Raw genomic sequence first — 13534 nt, 5'->3', positions numbered from 1 at the left:
AGCCCGGGCTTAGTCCGGCAAAATGGCAAAAAATGGAGACTCAACCATGGTAACGTTTACCGTTAACGGTGAAACACGTGAATTTGCTGGCGACCCCACTACGCCCGTCCTTTGGTACTTACGCGACGAACTTAATTTAACTGGCCCTAAATTTGGCTGCGGCATGGCACAATGCGGTGCGTGTACCGTTCATATTGATGGCATGGCACAGCGTTCTTGTGTATTACCTCTTTCTGCGGTGGCAGGAAAAGCCATTACCACCATTGAAGGCCTAAGTGCCGATGGCGATCATCCCGTTCAGCAAGCTTGGGTTGAACACAAAGTGCCCCAGTGCGGCTTCTGTCAATGTGGCCAGATGATGCAAGCAGCCAGTTTATTATCCAGCAACCCAAATCCCAGTGACGAAGAAATTGTTCAAAATATGTCGGGCAATATTTGCCGTTGTGGTACCTACCCCCGTATACATAAAGCCATTAAATCGGCGGCAAAGTCGATGACAGTGAGCACATCGGGTAAATCAGGGGTGAATTACTTCACGCCTGACACCCTGGGAGAAGAAGCATGAGCCAGTATTTCGACATGAATCGACGTCGCTTCTTGAAAACCTCAGCCGCCGCTGGCGCACTGGTAATGGGCACCTACTTTATGGGCGCCGCGCCGCGGGTATTAGCCGGCGTATTGGCACAGCCTGCCAATGACGCCAGACAAGCCAACCTTTTTGTTGCACTGCGCCCTGATGGTGTGGTTGAAGTAACGTGCCACCGTTCTGAAATGGGCCAGCAAATTCGTACCGCCATTGCGCAAATTGTGGCAGATGAGATGGAAGCCGATTGGAACATGGTAAAGGTTATCCAAGGCAAGGGCGACCCTAAGTACGGCGATCAAAACACTGACGGCTCACGTAGTATCCGCTACAACATGCAGCGCTTAAGAGAAATGGGCGCAAGTGTCCGCTATATGATGCAGCATGCGGCAGCAGCAAGATGGGGCGTTGCGCCTGATACTTGTTCCGCAGTGCAACATAAGGTTACCCATACCTCGGGTAAAACCCTGAGTTACAAAGAACTTGTTGCCGATGCACTTACCTTCACGCCTCCAGTCTCAGAAGAAATCCCTCTGAAGGACAAAAGTGAATGGCGTTATATTAATACGGGTATGGCCCATATTGATTTGCACGATATTGTAACGGGTAAAGCAACCTTTGCCGCCGATGTACGTACACCTAGTGCTCTGGTGGCAGTGATTTTACGCCCACCAGTGGTTGGCGGCACCATTAAAAATGTAGACAGTGCCGCGGCAAAAGCCATTAAAGGCGTGGTTGATGTGGTTGAAATTCCCGCGCCTAAGGGCGCGCTACAATTTCAACCCAAAGGCGGTGTAGCGGTTATAGCCAACAACACCTGGGCGGCTTGGCAAGGCCGTAAAGCACTCAAAGTAGAATGGAATGATGGTGCAAATGGCAGCTACAATTCTGACGCGTTCAAACAACAACTGTTAGACACGGTCAATAGTCCACAATCTCATGTTAGAGAAAAAGGGGATGCATTAGCTCGGCTGAACAACGCCGATGATAAACTGATGGCCGATTATTATGTCCCCCATTTAGCTCAGGCGCCGATGGAGCCGCCCTGCGCCACTGCTCTTTTTAGCAACGGTGCCGTTGAGATATGGGCTGCCACACAAAACCCACAGGCAGACATGGCCACAGTGGCAGCCATGCTGGGTATTGAGCAAGATAAGGTCACCGTTAACGTCACCTTGTTAGGCGGCGGGTTTGGGCGTAAATCAAAGCCTGACTTTTCTGCGGAAGCTGCTTATCTGTCAATGAAAACAGGCCAGGCCATTCGTGTGCAATGGACACGGGAAGATGACATTCAACATGGGTTTTATCACGCCGTATCTGCGCAGCATGTTGAAGCCACATTAGACGAAAATGGCGCCATTGATGCTTATCTACATCGCACGGCATTTTCACCTATTGCCGGTTTATTTCAACCAGGTGCTAACGCGCCAATGAGCCTTGAACTGCGTCTTGGCTTTACCGACAACCCCATTAATACGCCAAACTTAAAATTGGAAGTGGGCAATGCAGAGGCCAAAGTGCGGGTTGGCTGGATGCGCTCGGTATCTAATATTTTCCATGCGTTTGCCATACAGTCTTTTATTGCTGAGGCCGCTCACAAGGCGGGTGAGGATCAAAAAGACTATTTGCTGAAAACGATTGGACCAGACCGTATTGTGGATGTGACGGAACAAGGCGCAGAATACGATAACTACGGCGCCGACAAGGCGGATTATCCCCTAGATATTGGCCGTTTACGCCATGTTATTGAAAAAGTGTCCGCGATGGCTAAATGGGGACGTACGCTACCGAAAGGGCGAGGTTTGGGTATTGCTGCTCACCGCAGCTTCTTAACGTATGTTGCCACCGTGGTGGAAGTTGAAGTTTCTGAACAGGGCGACCTTAACATTATAAAGGCGTGGTCAGCCATTGATGCAGGCACAGTGGTCAACACTGACACAGTGAAAAATCAGGTTCAAGGGGGGTCAATATTTGGCTTAACCGCGGCGTTGAGTGACGGCATTACCTTTGACAATGGTCGAGCACAACAAAGTAACTTCCACAACTACCGAGTGCCACGTATGAGTGACGCCCCGCTAGAGGTAGACGTAGAAGTGATTGACAGTGATGCGCCTCCTGCCGGTGTAGGCGAGCCTGCTACGCCAGTGTTCGCGCCTGCTTTGTGTAACGCCATATTTGCGGCTTGTGGCAAGCGTATTAGGCAGTTGCCCATTGGCGATCAATTAAAGGCCTAGCCCTTTAACCCGAACAATAAAAAACCGCGTTCGATGGAGTATCGAGCGCGGTTTTTTTTAGACATTAAGGTTAATTAATTATGCTTTTCAGCAAGATATAACCAGGTTTCTACTACCGTATCGGGGTTTAATGACACAGAGTCGATACCTTCTTCCACTAACCAGGCTGCAAAGTCTTCGTGATCCGATGGGCCTTGACCACAAATACCTACGTATTTACCGCGTTTCTTTGCCGCTCGGATGGCCATTGAAAGTAAGGCTTTAACGGCTTCATCACGTTCATCAAACAAATGTGCTATTAGTCCACTGTCACGGTCTAAACCCAGCGTTAATTGCGTTAAGTCGTTAGAGCCAATAGAGAATCCATCGAAGATATCTAAGAATTGGTCGGCTAACAGCGCATTTGACGGCAGCTCACACATCATGATGATACGAAGCCCTTTGTCCCCTTTCTTAAGCCCTTGCTCTTCTAGCAACTCAATAACTTTTCGCCCTTCTTCCAGCGTTCTCACGAAGGGGATCATTATCTCAACATTGGTTAGACCCATGTTGTTTCGCACCCGCTTAATAGCTTCACATTCTAAAGCGAAGCAGTCTCGGAAGTCTTCCGAAATATAGCGGCTAGCACCACGGAAACCCAGCATTGGGTTTTCTTCATCAGGCTCATACTGATAACCGCCCACCAAATTGAAATATTCGTTAGACTTAAAATCAGACATACGAACAATGACTTTTTCGGGGGCGAAAGCTGCGCCTATGGTTGAAATACCTTCAACCAGTTTTTCAATGTAGTATTCCGTTGGCGACGCATACCCTGCAATCATGTCGTTAATTTCATCTTTCAGCTCTTCGGGCTGGCTGTCGAAATTTAACAAGGCTTTGGGGTGCACACCTATCATTCGGTTGATAATGAACTCTAGACGCGCTAAGCCCACGCCAGCACTAGGCAAGCGTGCAAAATCGAATGCACGATCGGGGTTACCTACGTTCATCATCACTTTAAGAGGTAAGTCTGGCATGGCATCGATACGCGAGGTAACAACGTCAAACTCTAACTCATCGCCGTAGATGTACCCTGTATCGCCTTCAGCGCATGACACGGTAATTTTATCGCCAGTTTTAATATTGTCGGTGGCGTTACCGCAACCCACAACAGCAGGGATACCAAGTTCCCGGGCAATAATAGCCGCGTGGCAAGTACGACCACCACGGTTTGTTACGATGGCAGAAGCCTTTTTCATAATGGGCTCCCAATCAGGGTCGGTCATGTCGGTAACCAGCACATCGCCAACCTGAATTTTGTCCATTTCTTCAATGGAATCTAGCACCTTGGCGACACCAGCCCCAATTTTGTGACCAATGGCTCGACCTTCTACTACAACGTTGCTTTGGCCTTTTAACTGAAAGCGTTCAATGCTTTGCGAGTCTTCACGGCTGCGTACGGTTTCTGGACGCGCCTGAACAATGTAAAGCTTACCGTCGACACCATCTTTCGCCCATTCAATGTCCATGGGGCGTGCATAGTGCTTTTCAATAATTTGAGCCTGCTTCGCTAGCTCCATAACTTCATCGTCGGTTAACGAGAAGGTTTTGCCTTCGGCGGCATCAATATCAACAATAGACACTTGCTTGCCGTGAGCTTGGTCGTCGGAGTACACCATTTTCACCAACTTGCTGCCTAAGTTGCGGCGTACAATGGCAGGTAACCCTTTATCAAGGGTAGGTTTGTGTACATAAAACTCATCCGGGTTGACCGCCCCCTGTACCACCATTTCGCCTAACCCATAAGAGCTGGTGATGAACACAACATCTTCAAAGCCCGACTCAGTGTCGATGGTGAACATAACCCCTGATGAGGCAATGTCACTGCGCACCATACGTTGAATGCCCGCAGACAACGCCACCCCTTTATGGTCGTAGCCTTGGTGGACACGGTACGAAATAGCGCGGTCGTTAAACAAAGACGCAAATACATGCTTAATGGCCACTAATACCGCTTCGTAACCTTTTACGTTTAGAAAGGTTTCTTGCTGCCCTGCAAATGAAGCATCAGGCATATCTTCCGCGGTGGCTGATGAACGAACAGCAAATGACGCTTCGTCGCCAGCATCGCCTTGTAGGGTAACAAAGGCGTCTTTTATAGCGTCTTCTAGTTGAGGTTGAAAAGGTGTGTCGATAATCCACTGGCGAATATTATTACCCGCCTCAGTCAGTGCGTTTATGTCATCAACGTCAAGAGAATCGAGTACGTCGTGGATTTTAGCTTCTAGCCCACTTTGCTCTAAAAACTCATTAAATGCCTCGGCGGTCGTTGCAAAGCCACCTGGCACCTGCACACCTGCGTTCGCTAGGTTCGAAATCATCTCGCCTAATGATGCATTTTTGCCGCCCACGCGACCTACATCATGCATTCCCAGTTCTTGATACCAAAGTACGTATTCTTGCACAGCCCAAGCCTCCAGCTTTTTTGTGTAGGGTATGAGGTTAATTTCAGACCTTGTCTGTTTTATTGCCTGAAATAGATTAATTTTTTCGTATTTACCAACCGTAAATATTACCGAACTCGCCTGCGTAAACTGCCCAAAACCATGTGGTTACCTACGACAGAAATAACAACGCAGTAGCTTTTCGACAAAATCATCTTAGAATGAGAAAAATCATAAAGTAAAACTTTTATTACTTTTGTAATTAAATTACGACATTGTTAAGGAATTGTTGTGCGCACAGCTTTTTATATTTCTGATGGTACTGCCATCACCGCCGAGGTGTTTGGCCACGCCCTGCTTTCCCTCTTCCCTGTAGAATTCAATCACAACACCATTCCATTTGTTGAAACTGAGGAACACGCACAAAAGGTGTTAGAGAAAATATCTGAAAGTTTTCAAGATACCGGAGAACGCCCGCTCGTTTTTTATACAATTGTGAATGTAGATGTGCGCAAAATAATCGCTAAGTCTGTAGGGATTAATTATAATTTCCTCGATCAATTCGTTGCTCCACTGGAAAAAGTGCTAGGTGTGCCCTCAAAACCAGAGAAACATCGCACCCATAGCATTCATGAAACCACTTACGATATTCGAATTGAAGCAGTAAATTACGCTCTTGCTAATGACGATGGCAGTAATTTAAAAGATTATGATGAGGCCGATATTATTCTTACCGGGGTATCTAGGTCGGGTAAAACCCCCACTAGCTTGTATTTGGCCCTGCAGTTTGGCATCAAAGCCGCAAATTACCCGTTTACTGAAGATGATATGGGAGACATGCTAAAACTCCCCCCAGCCCTTCGCCGTTACAAACATAAACTCTTTGGTTTAACCATTGCCGCAGAGAGGCTGCACCAGATACGTTCTGAGCGCCGCGCTAACAGCAAGTATGCATCCATTCAACAATGTAGAATGGAACTTCGAGAGGTAGAGAACTTATATCGAAAGGAAAAAATCCCGTTTCTCAATAGTACCAAATACTCCATAGAGGAAATTTCTGCAAAAATTCTCGCAGAAACAGGGTTAAAACGTAGAAAATACTAAACAGGCAGTGAAGGCTATTCGAAAGTGAATAGCCTTCGTATTGCGTTATTCACCTACAATGGCTTTCAAATCCTCCAGGTAAGCTTCAAAGGGTTTCCATTGTTGCATGCCGGTTTTATAAATAGGCTGACGCACCTGTTCAGAGCTTGGGGTTTTAATGACCCTTTTCGTCTGATAGAACGACAAACATTCGGGTTCAAACGGTAAGCCGCAGAACGCCAGAATGTGACGTACCTGCCCTTCTAAATCGTGCAGCACATCTTCATGCTGTACGGTAAGAATGAAATCTGGCAGCACTGCGTGCCAATGATCCATTAGCTTTTCATACGCACGATAATAGCGCCCTATGTCGGTAAGCGAATAACTAAATTCCTGACCTTCACCAAATAGTTGCTTGAAGCCACTGAAACAGCAATCCATAGGGTTTCGCCTAGCATCAATAATTTTCGCATTAGGAAGAATGCGTTTTATAAGCCCTATATGCACAAAGTTATTTGGCATTTTATCAATGAAAAATGGCGCATTTTGTCGATAAGCTTGGGTTTGCGACAAGTATTGCTCGCCTAATGCGATACATTCTTCGTCTGTTAAATCTGCAAGGTTGTATGGATAGGCCTTCTTTTTATTACTTAAACTCGACGCAATACTTAAAATATCATGTAGTTCCATGGTGCCATCTACCATAGAGTGTGAGGCCAATATCTGCTCTAACAAGGTAGAACCCGCACGAGGCAAGCCCACAATAAATATGGGGTCGGGAGCATCGCAGCCAGAAAATTCATTCATTAATGCTTCATCGCAGGCCTCTGCTTGCGCCTCTAGCGCCGCTTCGGTGCGTGCTATGTCAAAAGGTAACGTGCGTTTTTTAAGGCTGTTTCCTCGACAGTAATACTCAAATGACTTACTTGCTTGTGCCCTATCTTCAAACCCTTTACCCAAAGCAAAACAAAGATGAATAGCATCCTCTAACTGGGTGTTTGATGCTTGCAACTGCAACTCCATTTGCGCCAGCATTTCATCACTAAAGGTATAGGTTTTCGTGTTAGCTAGGCTCCAATAGGCATCACCAAAGCTCTTGTTGTGTTTGGCCGCCGTTTCATAAGCCACAATGGCGTCGTTAGTGTCGCCTTTCGCTTTTAATGCGTGACCAAGGGAAACCCACATTGATGGGCGATCAGGGTTTTCTTCTAACACGCTATGGTAAATATCTATTGCTTCATCTAATTGACCTACGCCAACTAACGCATGGGCCAGGCTTCCTTTAACGGCATTATTGTTAGGGGCATTGGCGAGTCGCCTGCGTGCCACTTCTACCGCTTTAGGAAATTTCCCCAATTTAGATAATAATCCTTGGTAGGCCGCTCCCGCCCTTTCGTTTTCGGGGTAAAGTTCACAGCAACTTTCTAATAGAAACTCCGCATCACTATAAACCTTCAGCTGAACGCCAATTTCTGCAAGCAGCATCATGGCCTCTGGGTGATGTTTGTGCTGGGATAAAAACCGCCTACAAACCTGCTCTGCCGCGCTGAGTTGCTTTTCATACATTAAGTCGTATGCCCCTAAAATTGGGCTAGGAAGACTGTGTAAGTATGCAAGTTGGCTTTCGGCTAGTTGCTGTGCCGCTTTGTCATTGTGGTGTTGGTAAATAACCAGTAGTTTTTTCCAGCTACTCACCAAAGCAGGGTTAAAGTGGGTAGCATTAAAAAATGCAGTGGCCGCGTCTTGAGATTGGTTCAGTGCTTCATAGTTATAGGCTAACTCTTGATAAGCTCGGCCATGGTCTGGTCTCAAAGACAATAACGTATCTATGTGAGAACGCGCTTCTTGATGTTGACCAGTTAACCGGCTGGCAACAGCCGCTAAGTAAAGAACGTCTACCTGTTGTGCTTGGGTGAGTTGCTGTGACAATAACTGCTGAATGCTGGCGTTTGCTTGCGTTAACTGCGAACGCTGCAGTGCGAGCTTAACGGATTGAATATGTTGTTGAATATCTTGTGATGTCATAGCCTACATTACAATGTGAAAAAGAACCTATAGGAAAGCGCTTTACAGTATGGTGAAGGTAATAGTACAGCGTATTGCCCAATTTGGAATGGAAAAAAACGGCAGACTTCCGCCTACCGTTTTTATTTTCCTATCGCGCTAAACAATGCGTTAACGCCACACGCGATTAATAATAATCGTAGGAGAAACGCACGCCCACAGTACGAGGGCGATTTGTCACCACCTTAGGCGTATATTGTTGAGTATCAATATTTAAGATGGCTGATTTGTCGAATACGTTGTCAACAAATGCTTCAACTTTCCAGCTTTCATAGGTCATACCTACAGATACGTTTCCAATAACATAGCTTTCTTGGATATATCGTCCGCCTCGCAACACTTCACCGTCTGAGCCAAGATAGGTTGCCCCTTCAAACGTGTCGGCTTCATCTTCAATTTTAAGGCCAGATCCTGTGCCATAAATTAGCTGCGTAGCGTCTTCCATGGCATAGGCATTCATTACCATTCCTGCAAGGCGATCCCCTGTGTAGGTAAGTGAGGCGTTAACATAGCCCTCTTTGCCCCCTTCCAGTTCAAAGAAGTATCGTGCGTTAATATTGCCAGAGAAGTCAGCCGAGTAAGGCAGCTTACTGCCGACTCCAGCGGCAATACCCTCTAATTCAGGGTTAATACGCACAAGTTCGGTATCCAGAAGACTGAACGCCGCATTAATAACTAAGTTGTCGGTAGCCAACCAGGTAATATCAGCGTCTATCCCTTTTACTTCTGCGTCGCCCACATTATCAGTAAACACTAAGAAACTAATGTTTGTGGGGTCATAACGAGAGGTTTGCAGATCTTTAATTTCTGAATAGTAACCTGTTGCGTTAACACGCAAAATGCCATCTAAGAAATCGCCTTTTAAGCCAATTTCATAATTATCTAGGGTATCTGTGGTGGAATAAACCGGTACACGGAAGCCATTAAACGCGCCATCTTGATTAGCGGCTTTGTCGCCACCTAAACGATTCGTTACCGGCGGTCTAAACCCTTCTGAATAGTTGGCGAATAGCAATACGTCTTCGTTAACTTTCCAATCAATACCAAATTTAAAAATGGTGTCGTCTACGGTGAGTACGCCATCATCATCCAGTAAGCTAACGTCCAATGAACCGTCTTGAATAGCGGTAACAAGATCATCGCCATCTAGCCCCAAGTCGTCGTAGACTGCAGGGTCTAAAACGCCAGAACCGTACGCCTCTAAACGACTAGTGACGTCGCGAGTAGAGGTTGCACCACGGTATATATCGTCAATTTGATACCAACGGGCACCAAAGGTTGCGGTAAGTGAATCGGTGATTTCATAACCCAGTTGCCCGAATACAGCAATTTGTTCAATGGTGTGCGTCACATCATTAACAAAACTTATTTCAGGAGAAAACGGGCCACCGTCGCTATTAATGCCTTTGTCACCTGCTAGTGCATTCCATGAACTGTCTAAGTTTTCAAAAAGTTCAGGGCTTGCAATTTTAAACTGCCCTACCGAGCCAACTTCTTGTTCATCGTAAAACACACCTGCGGTAACTTGCCATGGTGTATCCATGGTGGTACTGAAGCGAAGTTCATGCGTTAAACGGGTGCTGGTGGTGTCTTCTTTGTAGTATTTAGTAGGGTCTAAGCAGCGTGCATCATCTGGACTGTCGAGATCAGTGTAGCTACACACGTAGAATGCCGAGTATAAACCGCCATTAGTATAACCCGTGTAATCGGTAAGCGTGTCTATTTCACGGTCTAAGTACCCGCCTGTGTAGACGACGTCAAGCTTTTCTAATCGTCCATTTAACGTCCAACTGGTTAGGCCAAACTCATCAGAGTTTTCATCAGCTTGAAAACGAATAGCAGAAGATTCACCCTCAAGGGTAGGATCGTAGGCAAACACACCCTCTGTATCTAACGTCTGCGCCGTGTGTTGAACCAAGACGTCCCAACTGTCATTAATAATATAAGACAAGCCAAAACGTGCACCAGAGTACATGGCGTCGTTAAAGTTATCTTCTACGTGTTCACTATTACGCGGGCTAACAACTGACGCTTCACTGCTTGAATAGCCGTTAATCTCGCGGCGAGCATCCATCGCAACGGGGTCGATACCTTGGGCTTGAAGGGCTTCCGCTGAAATACGGTCGATAACCACAGCACTGCCAATGTAACCGCCGTTCTCTGGATCATTCTCAACATTATCAATCCAGCCACCTTGGCTCTCATTGTAGGCTGCAATTCTAAAGGCTAGGTTATCAGTAGGCGTAATATTGAAGTACGCCTCAACAGAATTGCTCATATCGCCACCTTTGGTGGTAGAGATACTGGTATCAAAACCTGCGGCAAAACCTGAATGATCGGGCTTATTCGTAATTAAACGTACTGTACCTGCTTGTGAGCTAGCACCAAACAAGGTGCCTTGTGGCCCCGGAAGTACTTCAACGCGCTGTACGTCGGTGGCATAAACATCAAGGTTTCTTCCTGCCATCGACACAGGCATTTCATCAAGATAAAACGCCACCGAGGGTTGTAACGCTTGAACTGAAGATAAGGTAATACTGGACTGGGTTGTTGCAGCGCCACGAATATAAATTTCGTTTTGGCCAGGCCCAGTACCTTGGAATACAACGTTCGGTAAGAATTCGACATAGTCTTGAAAGTTATCAATACCTAAATTTTCAAGGGCTTTTCCGTCGAGTGCAGAAACCGCAACCGGCACATCTTGAATAGATTCGCTACGCTTTGTAGCAGTAACTTCAATGGTTTCGAGTTTGGCCGGGGCTTCAGATTCTTGCGCGGCAAGCGTGGTTGATGCCAGTGCAGCGACAATCGCACAGCTAAGCTGAGTTTTTCGCATGGTGTGTGTTTTCCCTTTGTGTAGTTTTAATTCTTTGGACTGTGTTTACTTGAAACACATATCAAAAAGATCCTTTACATTAACCCACAAACAGAAATTAATTTCTACTCTAAGTATTTCTAAAAAATGTAAAACACCTACACATCTGTTATAATCGACGGCCAAACGGCCACTTACCGTTTTATAAAATACAATAATAGACGTACTCTAATCATTTAAACTAAAGTGTAATAAAATTGCACCTTGCGGTATATTTCACCGTATTAATAACAATACGATAGATAAGACAAAGGATTTTTAGCGCGTGAACGACACTCAAGCACATTCTCCACTTAACAAACCCGTGTTTTACACGTCTTCAATACTGATAGTGGCTCTGCTTATTTTTGCTGCTAGTGCACCTGAAACAGCAGATTCACTCTTTAAAGCTATTCAAAGCGTTATTGTAACCAACGGTAGTTGGTTCTACGTTTTAACGGTAGCCATTGTGTTACTTTTTGTGGTGTACCTTGGAATGTCACGCTACGGCGAGATTAAACTAGGCCCCGATCACGCCACGCCCGAATTCAGTTTTAAAACATGGCTGTCTATGTTATTTGCAGCCGGCATGGGTATTGGTTTAATGTTTTTTGGTGTTGCCGAACCGCTCATGCACTTTTTATCCCCCCCTACCGCTGAAGCAGGCAGTATCGATGCTGTTCGCGAGGCCATGAAAACCACCTTTTTCCACTGGGGTGTGCACGCGTGGGCAATATACGCAGTAGTGGCGCTAATTCTAGGTTACTTTGCTTATCGCCAGAATTTACCCTTAACCCTACGTTCAGCCCTTTACCCGTTAATTGGCGATCGTATATATGGTTGGCCCGGGCATGTGGTAGACATATTTGCCGTTACCTCCACCGTATTTGGGGTGTCTACGTCATTAGGCTTTGGGGCGTCTCAAGTCAATGCTGGCTTCAATTACCTATTCGGCTTACCTTCTACCACCACGGTTCAAATAATGATTATGGCGGGCGTAGTCGGTTTAGCGGTTATTTCAGTGGCCACGGGTTTAGATAAAGGTATTCGTATTTTATCTGAAACCAACATGGTGCTTGCCATTCTGCTACTGCTTATTGTTTTAATACTTGGTCCTACGGTGTTCTTACTACAAGCCTATATGCAAAATACGGGGGCTTACCTTTCAGATTTAGTTAGAAATACCTTCAACTTGTTCGCCTATGAAAAAACCGACTGGATAGGTGGTTGGACTATCTTCTATTGGGGATGGTGGCTAGCGTGGGCACCGTTTGTTGGACTGTTTATTGCCCGAATTTCGTATGGCCGCACTATCCGAGAGTTTGTGATGGGCGTGCTACTTATTCCTTCTGCCTTTACCCTTTTCTGGATGACAGTATTTGGTAATGGTGCAATCGACCAAGTGTTAGTGCAAGGTAAAGATGTACTGGCAAACATGGTGAATGAAGATACCTCAGTGGCGTTGTTCGTGTTTTTAGAGCAGTTCCCCTTTTCCTCGGTATTAAGTTTAATTGCTGTACTGATGGTTGTGGTTTTCTTTGTGACATCTTGTGATTCCGGGGCCATGGTCGTAGATATGCTGTGTTCACACGGTAAAAACGACACACCGCTGTGGCAACGCATCTACTGGGCGGTAGGCGTAGGTGTTGTAAGCGCGGTATTGCTTTACGCTGGAGGGCTAGGCGCATTGCAAACCATGACCATTGCCGCTGCCCTGCCTTTCGCCATAGTGCTACTTATTGCCATTATGGGGTTATTGAAGGCGCTGCGTATAGAAGCCTATAAACGGGAAAGTTTACAAGTGCTGGCAGGCACGCCCCTTCACAGTGACACAGACAAAAACTGGAAAGACCGATTAGAGAATATTGTATCTTTTCCAGACGAAAACGCTGTGCGTCGTTTTGTGAATAAAACAGTCCGTACGGCCATGGCAGAAGTTGGCGAAGAATTTAAAGTTCAGCAGTTTGATGTTGCCATAGAGGAAACCGATGAAGCCTTAATGCTAACGGTAACCATGGGTAACGACCCTGAATTTGTTTACGCTGTGTACATGACGGCCACTGAACAGCCTGAATTTGGCCCAACTGATATGCCAGAGGTAGACGAAAGCGAAAAGCCCACGTACTATCGCGCAGAAGTACACTTAAGTGAGGGTGGACAGAACTATGACATCATGGGGTGGTCAAAAATCTCAGTGATTAACGATGTTATTGATCAGTTCCACAAGCATCAACACTTTATTCATTTGCTTAAGTAACCCTAGCGTGGTTACCTCTTTATTGGATTAAGA

General features: G+C 46.1%; 7 protein-coding genes. 4 read left to right on the top strand and 3 right to left on the bottom strand.

The window, feature by feature from the left end; translation table 11 throughout:
- Positions 1 to 46: 46 nt before the first annotated feature.
- Both EP13_RS08755 and EP13_RS08750 read left to right on the top strand, forming a co-directional pair.
- Entirely contained in the window at positions 47 to 565 is a 519-nt protein-coding gene (locus EP13_RS08755; RefSeq protein WP_044056956.1) for a (2Fe-2S)-binding protein, read from the top strand.
- Entirely contained in the window at positions 562 to 2817 is a 2256-nt protein-coding gene (locus tag EP13_RS08750) for a xanthine dehydrogenase family protein molybdopterin-binding subunit (protein ID WP_044056955.1), read from the top strand. Before EP13_RS08755 ends, EP13_RS08750 begins: the two co-directional genes overlap by 4 nt.
- 74 nt (positions 2818 to 2891) lie before the next feature.
- Here the strand turns inward: EP13_RS08750 and ppsA are convergent, their stop codons facing one another.
- Positions 2892 to 5264 carry a phosphoenolpyruvate synthase gene (ppsA, locus tag EP13_RS08745; RefSeq protein ID WP_044056954.1) on the bottom strand — a complete coding sequence of 791 codons (2373 nt, stop codon included), beginning with the start codon at positions 5262 to 5264 and terminating at the stop codon, positions 2892 to 2894.
- A gap of 270 nt (positions 5265 to 5534) precedes the next feature.
- Between ppsA and ppsR the strand changes: the two genes are divergently transcribed.
- Positions 5535 to 6347, top strand: a complete 813-nt coding sequence (gene ppsR, locus EP13_RS08740; protein WP_044056953.1) for a posphoenolpyruvate synthetase regulatory kinase/phosphorylase PpsR — start codon at positions 5535 to 5537, stop codon at positions 6345 to 6347.
- 45 nt (positions 6348 to 6392) lie between these two features.
- Here the strand turns inward: ppsR and EP13_RS08735 are convergent, their stop codons facing one another.
- Both EP13_RS08735 and EP13_RS08730 read right to left on the bottom strand, forming a co-directional pair.
- Positions 6393 to 8351 carry a tetratricopeptide repeat-containing sulfotransferase family protein gene (locus EP13_RS08735; RefSeq protein WP_044056952.1) on the bottom strand — a complete coding sequence of 653 codons (1959 nt, stop codon included), beginning with the start codon at positions 8349 to 8351 and terminating at the stop codon, positions 6393 to 6395.
- A gap of 166 nt (positions 8352 to 8517) precedes the next feature.
- Complete coding sequence (locus EP13_RS08730) at positions 8518 to 11226, bottom strand: TonB-dependent receptor (protein WP_044056951.1); 2709 nt, start codon at positions 11224 to 11226, stop codon at positions 8518 to 8520.
- A gap of 304 nt (positions 11227 to 11530) precedes the next feature.
- Here EP13_RS08730 and EP13_RS08725 point away from each other — a divergent pair, with 304 nt between their 5' ends.
- Positions 11531 to 13501, top strand: coding sequence for a BCCT family transporter (locus tag EP13_RS08725; protein WP_044056950.1), 1971 nt, complete (start codon positions 11531 to 11533; stop codon positions 13499 to 13501).
- Positions 13502 to 13534 lie beyond the last annotated feature (33 nt).

The sequence above is a fragment of the Alteromonas australica genome, assembly GCF_000730385.1.
GTDB lineage: Bacteria > Pseudomonadota > Gammaproteobacteria > Enterobacterales > Alteromonadaceae > Alteromonas > Alteromonas australica.
This window is presented reverse-complemented; position numbering and strand designations above follow the sequence as displayed.

Coding starts and splice junctions, on each gene's coding strand:
- EP13_RS08755 (WP_044056956.1), top strand. CDS start 47: ATGGTAACGTTTACCGTTAACGGTGAAACACGTGAATTTGCTGGCGAC.
- EP13_RS08730 (WP_044056951.1), bottom strand. CDS start 11,226: ATGCGAAAAACTCAGCTTAGCTGTGCGATTGTCGCTGCACTGGCATCA.
- EP13_RS08750 (WP_044056955.1), top strand. CDS start 562: ATGAGCCAGTATTTCGACATGAATCGACGTCGCTTCTTGAAAACCTCA.
- EP13_RS08735 (WP_044056952.1), bottom strand. CDS start 8,351: ATGACATCACAAGATATTCAACAACATATTCAATCCGTTAAGCTCGCA.